17 protein-coding genes are annotated in these 15806 nt (G+C 37.8%); 15 read left to right on the top strand and 2 right to left on the bottom strand.

All coding sequences use genetic code 11. The features are described 5' to 3' along the window. The first annotated feature begins 69 nt into the window (after positions 1-69). The gene (locus tag ORL93_RS14835; RefSeq protein WP_003201231.1) at positions 70-867 is read left to right on the top strand and encodes a phosphotransferase family protein; all 798 of its coding nucleotides are present in this window, start codon (positions 70-72) and stop codon (positions 865-867) included. Between the two features lie 8 nt (positions 868-875). Here the strand turns inward: ORL93_RS14835 and ORL93_RS14830 are convergent, their stop codons facing one another. Continuing rightward, entirely contained in the window at positions 876-1154 is a 279-nt protein-coding gene (locus ORL93_RS14830) for a YtzH-like family protein (RefSeq protein WP_003201233.1), read from the bottom strand. Between the two features lie 274 nt (positions 1155-1428). On the opposite strand from ORL93_RS14830, the gene trmB reads away from it, so the two are divergent. The 7 genes from trmB to ORL93_RS14795 all read left to right on the top strand — a co-directional run bounded on the left by trmB (position 1429) and on the right by ORL93_RS14795 (position 9357). After that, positions 1429-2082 (top strand): tRNA (guanosine(46)-N7)-methyltransferase TrmB, encoded by a 654-nt coding sequence (gene trmB, locus ORL93_RS14825; protein WP_097795419.1) that lies wholly within the window; start codon positions 1429-1431, stop codon positions 2080-2082. Positions 2083-2311: 229 nt separating this feature from the next. Beyond that, a complete protein-coding gene (locus tag ORL93_RS14820) occupies positions 2312-3175 on the top strand; it encodes a YtnP family quorum-quenching lactonase (RefSeq protein WP_097795418.1) in 864 nt (287 codons plus the stop codon). A gap of 203 nt (positions 3176-3378) precedes the next feature. After that, positions 3379-4941 (top strand): fatty acid--CoA ligase, encoded by a 1563-nt coding sequence (locus tag ORL93_RS14815; RefSeq protein ID WP_097795417.1) that lies wholly within the window; start codon positions 3379-3381, stop codon positions 4939-4941. Further along, positions 4941-6086, top strand: coding sequence for an acyl-CoA dehydrogenase family protein (locus ORL93_RS14810; protein WP_018782807.1), 1146 nt, complete (start codon positions 4941-4943; stop codon positions 6084-6086). Before ORL93_RS14815 ends, ORL93_RS14810 begins: the two co-directional genes overlap by 1 nt. Beyond that, positions 6086-7201 carry a CaiB/BaiF CoA transferase family protein gene (locus tag ORL93_RS14805; RefSeq protein ID WP_029427643.1) on the top strand — a complete coding sequence of 372 codons (1116 nt, stop codon included), beginning with the start codon at positions 6086-6088 and terminating at the stop codon, positions 7199-7201. The genes ORL93_RS14810 and ORL93_RS14805 overlap by 1 nt, the downstream gene beginning before the upstream one ends. A gap of 135 nt (positions 7202-7336) precedes the next feature. Next, positions 7337-8209 (top strand): 3-hydroxyacyl-CoA dehydrogenase family protein, encoded by an 873-nt coding sequence (locus ORL93_RS14800; protein ID WP_265959164.1) that lies wholly within the window; start codon positions 7337-7339, stop codon positions 8207-8209. Beyond that, entirely contained in the window at positions 8206-9357 is a 1152-nt protein-coding gene (locus tag ORL93_RS14795; protein ID WP_265959163.1) for a thiolase family protein, read from the top strand. The genes ORL93_RS14800 and ORL93_RS14795 overlap by 4 nt, the downstream gene beginning before the upstream one ends. A gap of 192 nt (positions 9358-9549) precedes the next feature. Here the strand turns inward: ORL93_RS14795 and ORL93_RS14790 are convergent, their stop codons facing one another. After that, complete coding sequence (locus tag ORL93_RS14790; protein ID WP_003201250.1) at positions 9550-9861, bottom strand: PepSY domain-containing protein; 312 nt, start codon at positions 9859-9861, stop codon at positions 9550-9552. Between the two features lie 142 nt (positions 9862-10003). Here ORL93_RS14790 and ORL93_RS14785 point away from each other — a divergent pair, with 142 nt between their 5' ends. The 7 genes from ORL93_RS14785 (at position 10004) to ORL93_RS14755 (ending at position 15793) form a co-directional block, all read left to right on the top strand. After that, positions 10004-11077, top strand: a complete 1074-nt coding sequence (locus ORL93_RS14785; RefSeq protein ID WP_016116681.1) for a M42 family metallopeptidase — start codon at positions 10004-10006, stop codon at positions 11075-11077. A 201-nt stretch (positions 11078-11278) separates the two neighbouring features. Further along, positions 11279-11788 (top strand): DUF84 family protein, encoded by a 510-nt coding sequence (locus ORL93_RS14780; RefSeq protein ID WP_003201255.1) that lies wholly within the window; start codon positions 11279-11281, stop codon positions 11786-11788. A gap of 82 nt (positions 11789-11870) precedes the next feature. Next, positions 11871-12185 carry a thioredoxin family protein gene (locus tag ORL93_RS14775; protein ID WP_003201257.1) on the top strand — a complete coding sequence of 105 codons (315 nt, stop codon included), beginning with the start codon at positions 11871-11873 and terminating at the stop codon, positions 12183-12185. Between the two features lie 80 nt (positions 12186-12265). Beyond that, on the top strand, positions 12266-13078 hold the full coding sequence (locus ORL93_RS14770) for a DUF1444 domain-containing protein (RefSeq protein WP_097795415.1): 813 nt from the start codon (positions 12266-12268) through the stop codon (positions 13076-13078). Further along, complete coding sequence (ytpR, locus tag ORL93_RS14765; RefSeq protein WP_018764527.1) at positions 13075-13689, top strand: YtpR family tRNA-binding protein; 615 nt, start codon at positions 13075-13077, stop codon at positions 13687-13689. The genes ORL93_RS14770 and ytpR overlap by 4 nt, the downstream gene beginning before the upstream one ends. Positions 13690-14222: 533 nt before the next feature. Continuing rightward, entirely contained in the window at positions 14223-14579 is a 357-nt protein-coding gene (locus tag ORL93_RS14760; RefSeq protein ID WP_003201263.1) for a hypothetical protein, read from the top strand. 239 nt (positions 14580-14818) lie between these two features. Then, complete coding sequence (locus ORL93_RS14755; protein ID WP_265959162.1) at positions 14819-15793, top strand: N-acetylmuramoyl-L-alanine amidase; 975 nt, start codon at positions 14819-14821, stop codon at positions 15791-15793. Positions 15794-15806: the final 13 nt, after the last annotated feature.

The following is a 15806-nucleotide window of genomic DNA, read 5'->3' as shown; positions in this document are numbered from 1 at the left end:
CAACATCTTCAAAAGGTGTTGCGGTTTTTCTTTTCATAACTATAAAAGATAAGGATTTGTTAACGGGTAATGAATATGGAATGGTTGGAACAATTATTAGGAGAAGAGTGGAGTCTTATACCAGCTGGTGGGGCAACAGGCGATGCATATATTGCGCAAAATGGACAACAAAAGCTATTTTTAAAGCGGAATACATCGCCTTTTTTAGCGGTATTGTCGGCAGAAGGAATTGTTCCAAAATTACTTTGGACAAGAAGAGTGACGAACGGTGATGTGATTTCAGCTCAAAAGTGGCTTCCAGGACAAAAGCTAGAGCCAGAGGATATGAAACTTGAGTGTGTTGCGAAGCTTTTAAAAAAAATACATTCATCTAAAGCGCTTGTGCAGATGATACAAAGGCTTGGAAAACAGCCGCTCTATGCGCAGGAGTTATTGCAACAATTGTATTTTGTTTTAAGAGGAGATTTAAGAACGGATGAAACGATTCAGACAGGGCTACGATATTTAAAAGCCACACTGAAAGATGTTGAATATGATGAGTTTGTCGTGTGCCACTGTGACGTCAATCATAACAATTGGTTATTATCGGACGAAGATGAATTATTTTTAATTGATTGGGATGGAGCGCTTATTGCGGATCCTGCTCTTGATCTTGGCATGTTATTATATTGGTATGTTCCGCGTCACGAATGGGACGAATGGTTAGCGTATTATGGAATTGAAATGAATGAATCATTGGTTCATCGTATGAAGTGGTATGTAGTGGCACAAACTATTTTATCTGTTCAATGGCATACAACAAAAAAACAGCAAGCAGAAGCTGAATATTGGCATCAATATTTACAGCAACTACTTGCTTCAGAGTAATAAATAATTTAAGAGAAATTGTCCATTCCAGAAATCCATTGCGTGAGTTGCTCTTGATTATTGGAAATATGATTGTCTAAATCAGGAGAATATTTACCCGATTGACTATAGTAATATACATCGTTTAGCATTGTTTTTACATCGCTGTTCACACTATCGTTTGCAAGCAATGATTGAATGAGCCGTTCTAATTGTTCGCACTCAGAAACCGTTCCACAGCAATCGCTTTGGTGATTGACTAGAATATCTTTTAAAATTTCTAATTGATGTTGTTGATTAATCGGCATGATTGGATCATCCTTTCTATTGTTGTTCAATTTGAACAAGTAAGAGAAATTTTCTATTTCGTCATGGAGTAGCTAATCATTGGCTAACGAAACGTTTCTACAGGAGAGTTTCGTTCTATGCTCTTTGTAGTTTGTATCAAAATGGAACACCTTATACTTGAAAGAAACGGACCGAGTGCTCGTACGTACTTGGTTTTTTGTTTGATAGATTGATTAAAAAAGAAAGAAGGAATAAACCTTCTAAAAATAGTCTGGTAAAGAGAGGAAGACATCTATGCGTTTAAGACATAAACCATATGCAATGGATCGAATTAATGAGTATTCACAGTTTGTAATTGGAAACCCAGAGGAGCGTTGTGGCAATTGGAAAGAAGTGTTTGGAAATAACCATCCGATCCATATTGAAGTAGGAACAGGTCGTGGTCGTTTCGTTTATGAGATGGCAAAAGCGAATCCGCATATTAACTATATCGGAATTGAAAAATTCACAAGTGTTATCGTAGATGCGCTTGATAGGTTAATTGAAGAAGAAGTACCAAACTTAAAATTAATTAATAAAGATGCTGAAGATTTAACAGTTTTCTTTGCGGAAGGCGAAATTGACCGTGTGTATTTAAACTTCTCAGATCCATGGCCAAAAAATCGTCACGAGAAGCGTCGTTTAACGTATAAAACATTTTTACGCAATTATGAAGAAGTGTTAGTAACAGGCGGAGAGATTCATTTTAAAACGGATAACCAAAGTTTATTTGAATACTCTCTTATGAGTATGGCTGAATATGGCATGCTACTCACATTCCTTAGCTTAGATCTTCATAACAGTGATTTCGAAGGTAACATTATGACGGAATACGAAGAGAAGTTTTCTAGTAAAGGACATCGTATTTATCGTGTTGAAGCGAAATATCGAACAGAACCTGTGCAGTAATGCGCAGGTTTTTTTGTTGTGAAAAAACATTCTGAATTTTGTGTTAGAATAAAGGGGAACTGTAATCAGTGGGGGGCTTTTTCATCCCCCACTGATTATCAGCCCGCACCAATCGGGCTTTTACGGACAGTTGATTCCCCGACTAACTTCTTTGCTTTTGCTGCATTTTGAGGTGGGAGTCTTACTGCACGCGAATAGCGGGGGGGAAATGGAAAAGGGGGAATGTGGAATGGAATCTTTAAAAATCGGAGAAATAAAAGTGACATGGCTCCGCGGAGGGAACACTCATTTAGATGGGGGAGCGATGTTTGGTGTCGTACCAAAAATCTTATGGTCACGCAAATATAAACATAATGATACAAATCATATTTATTTAAGAACAGATCCGTTGCTTGTACAAACGAAAGAAGGAAATATGCTCATTGATTCAGGAATTGGAAATAATAAAATGAATGAAAAAATGAAGCGGAATCAAGGGGTAACAGAAGAATCGTCAGTTGAACATTCTCTAGCGGAACACGGTCTAACAGCTGAAGATATTCATTATGTATTAATGACACACCTTCATTTTGATCATGCATCAGGATTAACAAAATCGGAAGATGGTGAGCTTGTTCCGACGTTTCCAAATGCAAAAGTGTATGTATCAGAAATAGAATGGAATGAAATGAGAAACCCTAATATCCGCTCTCGTAATACATATTGGAAAGAAAATTGGGAGCCAATTGTAGAGCAAATTGTCACTTTCAAAGACGAAATACAAATTTCAGATGAAGTCAGAATGGTACATACAGGAGGGCATAGTGATGGTCATGCTGTAATTGTTCTTGAAAGTAAAGGAGAAACGATGCTTCATTTAGCGGATCTCTTGCCAACGCATGCTCATCAAAACGTATTATGGGTGATGGCATATGATGATTATCCAATGACTTCAATTGAACATAAGCAAAAATGGATGAAGTATGGCACAGAAAAGAAAGCATGGTTCACCTTTTATCATGATGCCTATTATCGCGCTGTGAAGTGGGATGAGGAAGGGAATATGGTTGAGAAGGTAGAACGAAAAGAGGAAAATGTATCAAGTGAAGTGTAAGAAAGATAGAAGTATGGAGTGGAGGGTCATCCCCTCCACTAAAAAGTAAATTTTTTGTGCTCTTGTTCAACTATAAACACATTGCAAGGATTTGTCGAAAGAAATACTGTTAAAATATTTTGAAAATTGCTATAATATCTCTGAGTTACTGCATTATGACATGCTCTATATGAGAAGCTTTTTATTCGAAAGGGGAAAATATATTGCATATAACGATTGGAAATTTACTTGAACTGACTACTGGAAATTATCCAAATAAAGAAGCGATTGTTGAACCGAAAAAAAATATTCGCTGGACGTATACAGAATGGAATGAACAGGTGAATAAGCTAGCTCATGCGCTCCAAAAAAGTGGTATACAAAAAGGTGACCGCGTCTCGACTTTTCTCTTTAATAGTAGTGAACTAGCAACTACATGTTTCGCTTGTGCAAAAATTGGCGCCGTATTTAATCCGATTAATTTTAGATTAAAACCACAAGAACTCAGTTATATATTAGAAGATGCTTCTCCAAAAATCGTACTTTTTGAAAAGCAATTATCCTCCCAAATACAAAGTATTCATAAACAATTTCCTCATATCCAGTTCTGGTACATTGACCAAAATCATCCACCGTTTTCTATTTCATATGAAGAAAAACTATCAAATGTATTACCGGATTTTGAAACAGTAGAAGTAAAAGAAGATGATATTTGTTCCATTATGTATACAAGTGGAACAACCGGTTATCCGAAGGGAGTACTTCACCGTCACCGAGAAATTATCGATCAAAGCTTGATGGGAATCGCATATTTACATTATACCGAGAATAGTCGTGGTCTTGTAACAGCACCGATGTTTCATTGTGCTGAGCTGCACTGTTGCTTCGTTCCAAGGGTACATAGCGGCGGGGCGAATATTATTCTGCATCATTTCGATGCAAAGAATGTGCTCGAAACGATTGAAAAAGAGAAGGTTACTGTTATGTTCGCGGCACCTACAATGTGGAATATGATGTTGCAGGAAGACTTAATGCAGTATGATTTATCTTCTCTTAGGTACGGTTTATATGGAGCAGCTTCAATGGCACCGGCACTTGTAAAAGCTTGTGATGAAAAATTGAATGTTTCATTAGTACAAGCCTATGGTATGACGGAAATGGGACCGGCAGTTACTTTTTTACGAGAGAATGAGCAACTTACTAAAGTAGGTTCTGCAGGAAAAGCTGCCTATAATCATGAAATCCGTGTTGTCCGTCCAAATGAAGAAGGGCCATCTGAGCCGAATGATATATTACGACCGTATGAAATCGGAGAAATTATTATGCGAGGTTCCTGTTTGATGAAAGGGTATTACAACAATGAAGAGGCAACAGCAAAAGCATTATATAAAGGATGGTACCATTCAGGAGATTTGGGGTATGTAGATACAGATGGTTATTTATACGTTGCGGATCGCGTTGACGATATGGTTGTTAGTGGTGGAGAAAACATTTACCCACGTGAGGTCGAGGATTTTTTGTATACACATGAAAGTGTTTTAGATGTTGCGGTGCTTGGAGAGAAAGATGAGCTTTGGGGAGAAAGTGTTCTAGCATACATCGTTTCAAAAGATCAGTTTCTTACCGAAGAGATATTAGATGAGTATTGCAAAGTAAGTGATAAGCTTGCTGATTATAAACGTCCACGTCGCTATGTGTTTGTTGAACAACTGCCAAGAAATGCAAGCGGTAAAATTCAAAAGTTTATTTTGCGTAATGCAGAAACGGAAGCTAAGGGGAGGATATGATGAGGCATAAATATTTACAGGAGGAGCATCACATTTTTCGTGATGCTTTTCATAAATTTTTAGAAAAGGAAGCATATCCATACTATAACGAATGGGAAAAAGAAGGAATAATTCCTCGTGCTTTTTGGACAAGTATGGGGAGTAAAGGTTTTCTTTGTCCAATGGTAGATGAGCGGTATGGTGGAGCAGGTGCTGATTTTGGATATTCGGTTGTCATTAACGAGGAACTTGAAAAGGTTGGATCAAGTTTAATCGGAATTGGTTTGCACAATGACATTGTCGTTCCATACTTCACGCAGTATGGAACAGAAGAACAAAAGAAACGTTGGTTACCAAAATGTGTAAGCGGTGAATGTATAACTGCAATTGCGATGACGGAGCCAGGAGCAGGTTCGGACTTGGCGAGTATTCGAACAACTGCAAGAAAAGAAGGTGATTATTATGTCGTGAATGGAGAAAAAACATTTATTACAAATGGTATTCATGCAGATTTAGTTATCGTTGTTTGTAAGACAGACACAAATATTAAACCGGCTCATAAAGGCATGAGTCTACTTGTTTTAGAAAGAGGAATGGAGGGATTTAAAAGAGGAAAAAAACTAAAAAAAATCGGCTTACATAGTCAAGATACAGCAGAACTTATTTTTGAAGATGTAAAAGTGCCTGCTTCGAATTTGCTAGGGGAAGAAGGAAAAGGTTTTTATTATCTCATGGAAAAGTTGCAGCAAGAACGTCTCATTGTTGCAATTGCAGCTAAAACAGCCGCGGAAGTGATGCTACATATAACGAAAAACTATGTCCAAGAGCGAAAAGCATTTGGGAAAAGTATAAGCGATTTTCAAACAGTACAGTTTCGATTAGCAGAGATGTATACGGAAATTGAAATTGGTAGAACATTTGTCGATGACTGTATTGCCAATCACATGAATGGTGAGAACATCGTAACGAAAGTATCGATGGCGAAGTGGTGGCTGACAGATCTTGCAAAAAAAGTGTCAGCAGAGTGCATACAACTGCACGGTGGATATGGATATATGGAAGAATACGAGATTGCGCGGCGTTATCGTGATATTCCAGTAAGCGCGATTTATGCTGGTGCGAATGAGATTATGAAAAATATAATTGCAAAGGGTATGGGCTTATGATGTTGAAAGGAATAACAGTTGTTGATTTTTCTCATTACTTACCAGGTCCGTATGCAGCACTTCGCCTTGCTGATTTAGGTGCAGAAGTGATAAAGGTAGAACCGCTTTATGGTGATTTAGCAAGAGGGTTGGAATCTGGTAATCAGGCATTTTTTTGTGCGAATAATCGTAACAAGAAAAGTATTGCAATAAACGTAAAGCATCCAGAAGGAGTAGTGGTAGTGAAAAAACTTCTTCAAAAATCTGATGTTTTAATAGAAAGCTTTCGGCCTAACGTAATGAACCGTCTTGGTCTTGGATATGAAGAAGTTAAACGGGTAAATAAAAGTATCATTTATACTTCATTAACTGGATATGGACAAAATAAAGAACATTCGGATCTTGCAAGCCACGATATAAATTTTATGGCAGTAAGCGGCGTATTAGCACAGTTGAAAGATCAAGAAGGAATTCCGGTTCATCCCAAAATTACCCTTGGGGATGAGATAGGCGGAATGATGACTTCAGAAAAAATTATGGCAGCATTGTTTCAAAGAGAGCGAACTGGGGAAGGGAGTTATCTCGATATTTCCCTCACAGATAGCTTAATGATGTTAATGAACAATCATATCATGCTTGAAAAAATGTATAACAAACGTCATGGGCTAGATTTGCTTAGCGGTAAGATTGTGTGTTATTCCCTCTACGAAACGAGCGATGAAAGGTTTGTTGCGCTTGGAGCAGTTGAACAGAAATTTTGGCATTCCTTTTGTGAAGCGGTAGGAAGAGTAGAATGGGGGGATAAGCAATATGAACTAACTCAAGATGGTCAAATCATTTATGAGCAAATGAAAGCACTCTTTGCTAGTAAGCCATTGGCGTATTGGACGAAATTTGCGATGGAAGTGGATTGTTGTTTGGCGCCTGTTTTGGAGACAAATGAATTATCGTCGTCACCATTTACAAGGCATCTAGTAAATGAGAAAGGATATGTATTTACACATACGAGTCATACATTTGCGAATCCACCGAAGCTTGGTGAGCATACTGAAGAAGTGTTGCAAAAGCTTGGATTATCGAAGTTAGAGATTGAGAGATTGGAACAATTAGATGTAATTGAGCGAGTTCGTGTATGAATAATTAGAGAGAAGATAGAGAATCAAGAGGACATTTATTTCTCGTAAATATGCAAGACTATTTCGGAAAGTATTGATTCGTTGTTGAAATGTATGTTGTGGAAATGAAAAGAAAATAATTAAAGGAGGAAAATAATGATTCAAAATATTGCAGTAATTGGTGCAGGAATTATGGGAAGTGGCATTGTCCAAGCGTTAGCGATGGGCGATAAACATGTGAAAATGTATGATATATCAGAAGAAAGTTTACAAAAAGCTTATGGAACTATCACCAAAAGCTTGGGTCGTTTCGTGAACGCAGGACGTATGACAGAGGAAGGAAAAAATGGAATTCTAGCTCATATTACTTCTACAGTTATATTGGAAGAAGCTTGCCAAAATGTAGAGCTTGTTATTGAAGCAGTACCAGAAATATTACAGTTAAAGAAGGAGATTTTTCAAAAGTTAGATTTGTATACATCGCAATCGACTATTCTAGCAACGAATACGTCTGAATTAAGTGTAACTGCAATTGCAAGTGTAACAAGTCGTCCAGAAAAAGTAGTGGGGATGCATTGGTTTAATCCTGCTCCTGTTATGAAGCTCGTTGAAATTGTACGAGGAGTGGTTACGGCAGAAAGTACGATACAAGCAGTAAGAACAGTCTCAGAAGGAATTGGGAAAGAAACGGTTGTTGTGAAAGATATGCAAGGATTTGTGACGTCGCGGGCAATTGCTATTCATATGTTAGAGTGCATGCGTATGTATGAAGAAGGAATTACAAGTAAAGAGGAGATTGATAAGGCAATTAAGCTTGGTTTGAACTATCCAATGGGACCATTTGAATTAGCGGATTATGTAGGGCTAGACACGATGCTATTTGCGAGTACAGGACTAATGGAAGCATTTGGAGATAGGTTTAGAGCGCCGCAAACACTTGTGAAACTTGTAGAGGCAGGACATCTTGGAAGAAAGACTGGGAAAGGTTTTTATGATTATTCAAAAGGGAAAGTAGGCGAGAAAATATGAAGCGGGACGTTGTTATTGTTGAAGCTGTACGTACGCCAGTTGGTAAAAGAAATGGGGCATTTCGTTTACTTCACCCTATACAACTTGCAGCAGTTGCACTGAGTGAAGTAACAAAACGTGGGAATATAGAAAAAGGACTTATAGAAGATATAGTTATGGGGTGTGTAACGCCAATTAACGAACAAGGTTTTAATATTGGAAGACTTTCGGCACTTGAAGCAGATTTTCCTATAACGGTTCCAGCAGTAACGATTAATAGGCTCTGTGGTTCAGGGCAACAGGCTATTCACTTTGCTGCGCAAGAAATTAAATCAGGGGATATGGACATTACGATTGCAGCTGGTGTTGAACATATGACAAAAGTTCCCATTTTAAGTGATGGAAATGAGCAGACGATCCCGAGTAGTCTTCACGAAAAGTATCAAATTGTGCATCAAGGTGTATCTGCTGAGATGATTGCAGAAAAATATGGTATTACACGTGAACAGTTAGATGCTTACGCGCTAGAAAGTCATAGACGTGCACTTCAAGCTATTGAATCTGGACACTTTCAGCGAGAGATTGTACCAATGCGTGGTGTAGATAAAGAAGGCAATGAAATATTAGTTGAAAATGATGAAGGTCCGAGAAGGGATACTTCTTATGAAGCGTTATCAAATTTAAAAACAGTGTTTAAAGAAACTGGAGTGATTACAGCAGGGAATGCAAGTCAAATTAGTGATGGTGCTGCAGCAATCTTGCTGATGGATAGTGAAAAGGCTAAAGAGCTAGGTTGTAAAGCACGTGCTCGTATTGTTAATCAAGTGGTTGTTGGTTCTGACCCGACAACAATGCTTGATGGCGTTATCCCTGCAACAAAAAAAGTGCTACAAAAATCAAATTTAACAATTCATGATATGGATGTTGTAGAAATCAATGAAGCATTTGCATCGGTTGTTTTAGCATGGCAAAAGGAAATGGAAGCGGATTTACAAAAGGTGAATGTTAATGGTGGTGCGATTGCGCTAGGTCATCCACTTGGGGCAACTGGTGCGAAATTAATGACTTCTCTTCTTCATGAATTGGAGCGGAGGCAGGGAAGGTACGGCCTACTGACAATTTGCATTGGACATGGGATGTCGACAGCGATGATAATTGAAAGAATGTGAAAAAGTGTGCAGAAATTCATCTGCACACTTTAATCTCACTACTCATGAGTGGTAGCCCTCACCTCAAAGTTATGCAAGCGGAGTATTATTGTCCGTAACAATCTAATTGGCCGGGAGTGAATAATCAATGTGGGAATGAAGCCCTCCACTGATCAAAGTTTCACTTTATGCTTTTTGATTTTCTGAGTTGTTTTAAGCAGCCGTTACTTCTAAAACGGTACCTGTTTTTGCATCTACTAAAAATTCAAATCGTTCTTGTATATCATTTAAAATTGTTGTAAGACCGCCGCGGTATACTTCGTACGCGACATCATATTTTTCAAACGTCTCTGGAACCATATGTACCCAAGAGCCAGTAATTTCGCCTTTATGACTTAATGCTTGTTTCACCATTTTTAATGCTTTCTCTGAAGAAATATGGGATTGTTCTTGAACTTTGTTTGCAACAAGATAACCAGCTGCAAAACCAACACCAACACCAGCTAGTAAACCTTTCCAGCGCATATATTCACCTCAATTCTATAAAGTAGTGTATTGATGATAATTATAATGCAATTTTAACGAAAAAAGAAGAAACTAGAAACATTTCGAAAATTTCGTTACAATAAAAGAGGTATTCTACTAAGGTTTGAAAGAAGGGAACTTCGTGAATAAAGAGACATTAGAATTATTTCGCACGTTAACAGAATTACAAGGTACATCAGGATTTGAGCATGATGTGCGCCGTTTTATGAAAGAGGAGTTAAGTAAATATGCAGATGAAATCGTCCAAGACGGTTTAGGTAGCGTGTTCGGTCTGAAAAAAGGGGATGAAAATGGCCCACGCGTACTTGTAGCTGGTCATATGGATGAAGTTGGCTTTATGGTTACGCAAATTACGAAAAACGGGATGATTCGTTTTCAAACGCTAGGCGGCTGGTGGAGTCAAGTGCTATTAGCACAACGTGTACAAATTATGACGAAAAACGGCCCAGTTGTTGGGGTTGTTGGTTCGATTCCACCTCATTTATTAAGTGATGCACAACGTGCGAAACCAATGGATATAAAAAATATGTTAATTGATATAGGTGCAGATAGTTATGAACAAGCGCTTGAAATTGGTGTGAAACCAGGGCAACAAATTGTTCCGATTTGTCCGTTTACACCAATGGCAAACGAAAAGAAAATTATGGCGAAAGCTTGGGATAACCGCTACGGCTGTGGTCTTGCGATTGAATTGTTAAAAGAATTAAAAGATGAAACATTACCAAACACGTTATACTCTGGTGCGACTGTACAAGAAGAAGTCGGTCTTCGCGGCGCACAAACAGCAGCTAATATGATTCAACCAGATATTTTCTATGCGCTTGATGCGAGTCCAGCAAATGATGCATCTGGGGATAAAACGCAGTTCGGTCAATTAGGAAAAGGAGCACTTCTTCGCATTTATGACCGTACAATGGTAACACATAGAGGAATGCGTGAATTTATTTTAGATACAGCAGAAACACATAATATTCCGTACCAGTACTTTATTTCACAAGGTGGTACAGATGCAGGTCGTGTACATACGAGTAACTCTGGTATTCCGTCAGCAGTAATTGGTGTTTGCGCTCGTTACATTCATACTCATGCTTCTATTTTACATGTTGATGATTATGCAGCAGCGAAAGAATTGATTACAAAACTTGTGAAAGCAACAGATAAAACAACATTAGAAACAATTAAAAACAATGCTTAAAAGAAAGGGCCGGATTCGGCCTTTTCTTTTCGTATATGAAAAGAAATAAAAACACTCTTTTTAGATGGGAGAGAGCGTCCGATCATGTATAGAAAAGTTTGGAATTTTCCCTATCCCATATAGAGTTAAAAACAAAGAAAGAACAAGAGTGTCAATTACCTTTTGTTCTTTGTAGCAATGACTTATATAGAGGTGAACAATATGAAAGTAGCAGTTGGCTCAAAAAATCAAACAAAAGTAGGAGCCGTACAAGAAGTATGGAAAGAGGTAAGTATTACTTCAGTTTCTGTTCCTTCAGGAGTTGCAGCACAGCCATTTTCTGATGAGGAAACGATGCAAGGCGCAATCAATAGAGCGAAGCGAGCACTAGAAGAAAAACAAGCTGACATCGGTATCGGACTAGAAGGCGGTGTAATGAAAACAGAGCACGGTTTGTTTATGTGCAATTGGGGTGCTTTGGCGACAAGCGCGGGGAAAGTATTTGTCGCAGGTGGGGCACGGATTATGCTTCCTGATGATTTTCTTTCTCCTCTTGAAGATGGAAAAGAGTTAAGTGAAGTAATGGAGGCATTTGTAAAACGAAAAGACATTCGTAGCCATGAAGGCGCAATCGGAATCTTTACAGATCATTATGTGGATCGTACACAATTATTTGTACATGTTGTAAAGCTCTTAATTGGGCAATATAAGTATGACGAAAAACAAGCATAAACCTTGCACCATACGTGATGTATGGTAGTATAAAAGAAGATTAGAGATGAAAAGATACACTTCGTTAGAGGAGGAAATATAGATGAAATCATTAGAAAGCATGGAACAATTTCAAGAATTAAAAAATGAAGAGAACGTCATTTTTATGTTTTCAGCAGAATGGTGCCCAGACTGCCGTTTTATTGACCCATTTATGCCAGAAGTAGAAGAAAAATATAGCGATTTCTCATTTTACTATGTAGATCGTGACGAATTTATTGACCTTTGCGTGAAATTAGACGTATTTGGCATTCCGAGCTTTGTAGCGTACAATAAAGGTGAAGAAACTGGACGCTATGTAAACAAAGATCGTAAAACACAAGAACAAATCGAAGCGTTTATTGAAGGGTTAAAATAAGGCGATCTCGCCAATTAAATTGTAAAAACAACCTCTACCTTCGCGGGGGAGGTTATTTTTTTGGAAGGGGGGCAAACGAAATGAGAATGACAAGCAAAAAGATGAAAGATGAGTTAATGACTAGATTAGCTCGTCCAGAGTGGGAATTTCATTATGATAGCGAGAAGGATACGCTCCGTATTGAACAAAAAGATACGAAAAAGGGAATTAATGTTTCACTTCCAGGAGTTGTAGCGAAATGGGAAGTGAAGAAGGAAGCAGCGATTGAAGATGTTGTGTATTACGTACAAGAGGCGCTACTTGCGATGCATAAAGAAGAAAGCGGCGCGGCAAAAATTTTACCGGTTATTCGATCCACTTCTTTTCCAAAGCAAGCTGAAGAAGGAAATCCTTTCGTAATGACAGATCATACAGCAGAAACGCGCATTTATTATGCATTAGATTCCAATAAAACATATCGATTAATTGATGAACGTTTGTTACAAAAAATAGGACTTACAGAGCAGCAAGTACGTGAAATGGCATTGTTTAATGTACGTTCCTTAAGTCATTCATTTAAACAAGATGAAGTGGCGGGGAATACATTTTATTTCTTAAACACAAATGATGGCTATGATGCGAGTCGTATTTTGAATGAATCATTATTACAATCGATGCGTGAAAAGATTTCAGGTGACATGGTTGTAGCTGTTCCGCACCAAGATGTATTAATTATTGCTGATATCGTGAACGAAATCGGTTATGATATTATTGCACAAATGACAATGAAGTTTTTTGCCGAAGGTCATGTTCCGATTACATCACTTTCATTCGTATATGAAGATGGGGATTTTGAGCCAATCTTTATTTTAGCGAAGAATCGGAAGAAGACAAATGGAAAAGAGAAAGGATGAACAAAGTGAACGTTTTTTACAACCTTGAAGGAATTGGCGACACATTAATCGTTGCCTTACAAGATATCACATTAGAAAACCGTACATTTGACCGCAAAGGAGATGTTGCACGCGTTTATGATCGTGAAAGCAACGTAACAGGAGGATTCAACATCTTTAATGCGTCTTCTTATGTAGAAGTAAAGGAAACAGGAAACATTACTTTAACAAAAGAGCTTGTTGAAAAAATCAATGACATTTTAGCAAAGAATGGCTTTGAAGAAAAAGTAGAAGCAGACCTCACGCCGAAATTCGTCGTTGGCTACGTAGCTGAAAAAGAAAAGCATCCAAATGCAGATAAACTAAACATTTGTAAAGTAGAAATCGGTACAGATACACTACAAATCGTATGTGGTGCACCAAACGTTGATGCAGGACAAAAAGTTGTTGTCGCAAAAATCGGTGCTGTAATGCCAAGTGGTATGTTAATTAAACCAGCTGAGCTTCGCGGCGTTCCATCTTCTGGAATGATTTGTTCTGCACGTGAATTAGAGCTTCCGGATGCTCCTCAGGAAAAAGGTATTCTTGTATTAGAAGACAGCTATGAGGTTGGACAAGAGTTCAAATTTTAATTGATATATAATTACAAATTGAAAACCCGACATAAAACCCAATCTTTAGGTGGGAGAGAGCATCCGGCCATGCATAGAAGTGGTCAGATCCTTTTCCTGCCCCATGCCAAGTGAAAACAAAGGGAAAAAACAAGTAGCGATCATCTTTTGTTCTTCGTAGCAGCGAACGATATGCCGGAAAATTAAAATAGAATTATATAGAAAAAATAGTCTCATGATAAAATGAGGCTATTTTTTTATTTACATGTCTTTATATTGTAACGCTTTTCTCAAAATCTATATTGTATTTCAAAAACAAATTAGTTAAAATTTAGAAAAATATATAAATGCAAATTGAAAACCCGACATAAAACCTTTCTTTTAGGGTGGGAAAGAGCATCCAGCCATGCATAGAAGCGGGCAGCCCCTTTTCTTGTCCCATGTCAAGTGAAAACAAAAAGAGAGAACGAGTACAGGTCACCTTTGTTTTTTCATAGCAGCGACTTATATGTTGAAAAATTAAAATGGAGTTATATAGAAGGAGATAGGAACATATGAGACAATTTCCAAAAGTGAAAGAGCTTCTGGGGCTTATCGAAACTTCGAAGAAACATGATATTGAATTACAATCATTTGAAATATATTTATTGCATGAAAATGAATTGGAAAAGGGACAAATTGGATATCGATATGATAAAAACAAAAATTCACTCATGAGTGGGAAAAAGGGAGATTGGCAAGAGAGTTGGATTGTTATTGGATATGATACAGATATGGGTGATCCTATCTTTGTTGATATAGATAATCCACTCCATCCGATCTACACAGCTGAACAAGGATCGGAAATATGGGAACCAGTTTGTATAGCACGTAGTATAGATGAGATTATGAAACAGTTAAAAGAAATTTAGGGTGTTTTTATATAAATGCAAATTGAAAACCCGACATAAAGCCTAATCTTTAGGTGGGAGAGAGCATCTGGCCATGCATAGAAGCGGTCAGTCCCTCTTTCAGCCCCATGCCAAGTGAAAACAAAAAGAGAGAACGAGTACAGGTCACCTTTTGTTTTTCATAGCAGCGACTTATACACTTGGAAACCAAAATGGATATATAAATAGAGTATGCGCAAAGTAGATGGGAGGAGGAAGCTATGAAATATATAAAAATGATGTGTGCAGTTGTATTACTTGGAATATATATGGAAGCGTGCTCGAAGGAACAAGAGAAGAAAATACCATCTACTGTGCAAGAAGAGAATAAAAAGGTTGTAGAACAAACGAAAGAAACGCCACCAGAGAAGCAAGCGGAAAAAGAGAAGAAAATAGAAGCTGAATTACCAGTGGAACAAAATGGAGAACAAGAGAAAAAAATTGAACAAGAACCATCCGTGGAGCAAGATGAAAAACAAGAGCTAAAGGTGGAGCAAGTACCACAGGATGAGGAATCGGCCAAAACCCTTGAGGTAAAAGCAAATGCTGAGCAAAAACAATCAAAATTTCTTGTTGTAATTGATCCAGGGCATCAAGAGAAAGCAAATTTAAATTTAGAACCAATTGGCCCGGGGGCAACTGAGCAAAAGTATAAAGTGACTGATGGAACGACAGGTGTTGTGACGAAAAAAAGAGAATCTGTTCTTGTATTAGAAGCTGCTGTCATATTGAAAGAGAAGCTCGAAGCAAAAGGTATGCAAGTACTTATGACAAGAACAACACATGATGTTGATATAAGTAATAAGGAGCGAGCGACATTTGCGAATGAGCATCAAGCAGATTTATTTTTACGCCTTCATGCGGATGGTTCAGAAAATCGAGCACAAAAAGGGTTTGCTGTGTTGACGCCAGCGGAAGGAAATACATATACAAAAGGAATCTATGCAGAAAGTTTACAAGTTTCTCAAATAATCGTAAAGAAAATGAAAGAAAACAGCCAGGTAAAAGTAAATGGAATCAAGTTTCGAGATGATCTTTCTGGATTTAATTGGTCGAAAATTCCAGGTATTTTACTTGAGCTTGGATTTATGTCGAATCCTGAAGAAGATCAGAGACTATCAGACACACAATATTTAGACTCTTTACTGCAAAGTGTAACCGAGAGTGTAGAAGAATATCGGAAGAGTAAAGCTTAAACGGCAGTCTTAT

Origin of the sequence: Bacillus sp. DHT2, from assembly GCF_026241455.1 — a bacterium.
Classification (GTDB): domain Bacteria; phylum Bacillota; class Bacilli; order Bacillales; family Bacillaceae_G; genus Bacillus_A; species Bacillus_A pseudomycoides.
Note: the sequence above shows the minus strand (reverse complement) of the source record. Positions and strands in the feature narration are given on the sequence as shown.

Coding starts and splice junctions, on each gene's coding strand:
- ORL93_RS14770 (WP_097795415.1), top strand. CDS start 12,266: ATGAGAATGACAAGCAAAAAGATGAAAGATGAGTTAATGACTAGATTA.
- ORL93_RS14795 (WP_265959163.1), top strand. CDS start 8,206: ATGAAGCGGGACGTTGTTATTGTTGAAGCTGTACGTACGCCAGTTGGT.
- trmB (WP_097795419.1), top strand. CDS start 1,429: ATGCGTTTAAGACATAAACCATATGCAATGGATCGAATTAATGAGTAT.
- ORL93_RS14835 (WP_003201231.1), top strand. CDS start 70: ATGAATATGGAATGGTTGGAACAATTATTAGGAGAAGAGTGGAGTCTT.
- ORL93_RS14780 (WP_003201255.1), top strand. CDS start 11,279: ATGAAAGTAGCAGTTGGCTCAAAAAATCAAACAAAAGTAGGAGCCGTA.
- ORL93_RS14755 (WP_265959162.1), top strand. CDS start 14,819: ATGAAATATATAAAAATGATGTGTGCAGTTGTATTACTTGGAATATAT.
- ytpR (WP_018764527.1), top strand. CDS start 13,075: ATGAACAAAGTGAACGTTTTTTACAACCTTGAAGGAATTGGCGACACA.
- ORL93_RS14805 (WP_029427643.1), top strand. CDS start 6,086: ATGTTGAAAGGAATAACAGTTGTTGATTTTTCTCATTACTTACCAGGT.
- ORL93_RS14790 (WP_003201250.1), bottom strand. CDS start 9,861: ATGCGCTGGAAAGGTTTACTAGCTGGTGTTGGTGTTGGTTTTGCAGCT.
- ORL93_RS14760 (WP_003201263.1), top strand. CDS start 14,223: ATGAGACAATTTCCAAAAGTGAAAGAGCTTCTGGGGCTTATCGAAACT.
- ORL93_RS14775 (WP_003201257.1), top strand. CDS start 11,871: ATGAAATCATTAGAAAGCATGGAACAATTTCAAGAATTAAAAAATGAA.
- ORL93_RS14810 (WP_018782807.1), top strand. CDS start 4,941: ATGAGGCATAAATATTTACAGGAGGAGCATCACATTTTTCGTGATGCT.
- ORL93_RS14830 (WP_003201233.1), bottom strand. CDS start 1,154: ATGCCGATTAATCAACAACATCAATTAGAAATTTTAAAAGATATTCTA.
- ORL93_RS14800 (WP_265959164.1), top strand. CDS start 7,337: ATGATTCAAAATATTGCAGTAATTGGTGCAGGAATTATGGGAAGTGGC.
- ORL93_RS14820 (WP_097795418.1), top strand. CDS start 2,312: ATGGAATCTTTAAAAATCGGAGAAATAAAAGTGACATGGCTCCGCGGA.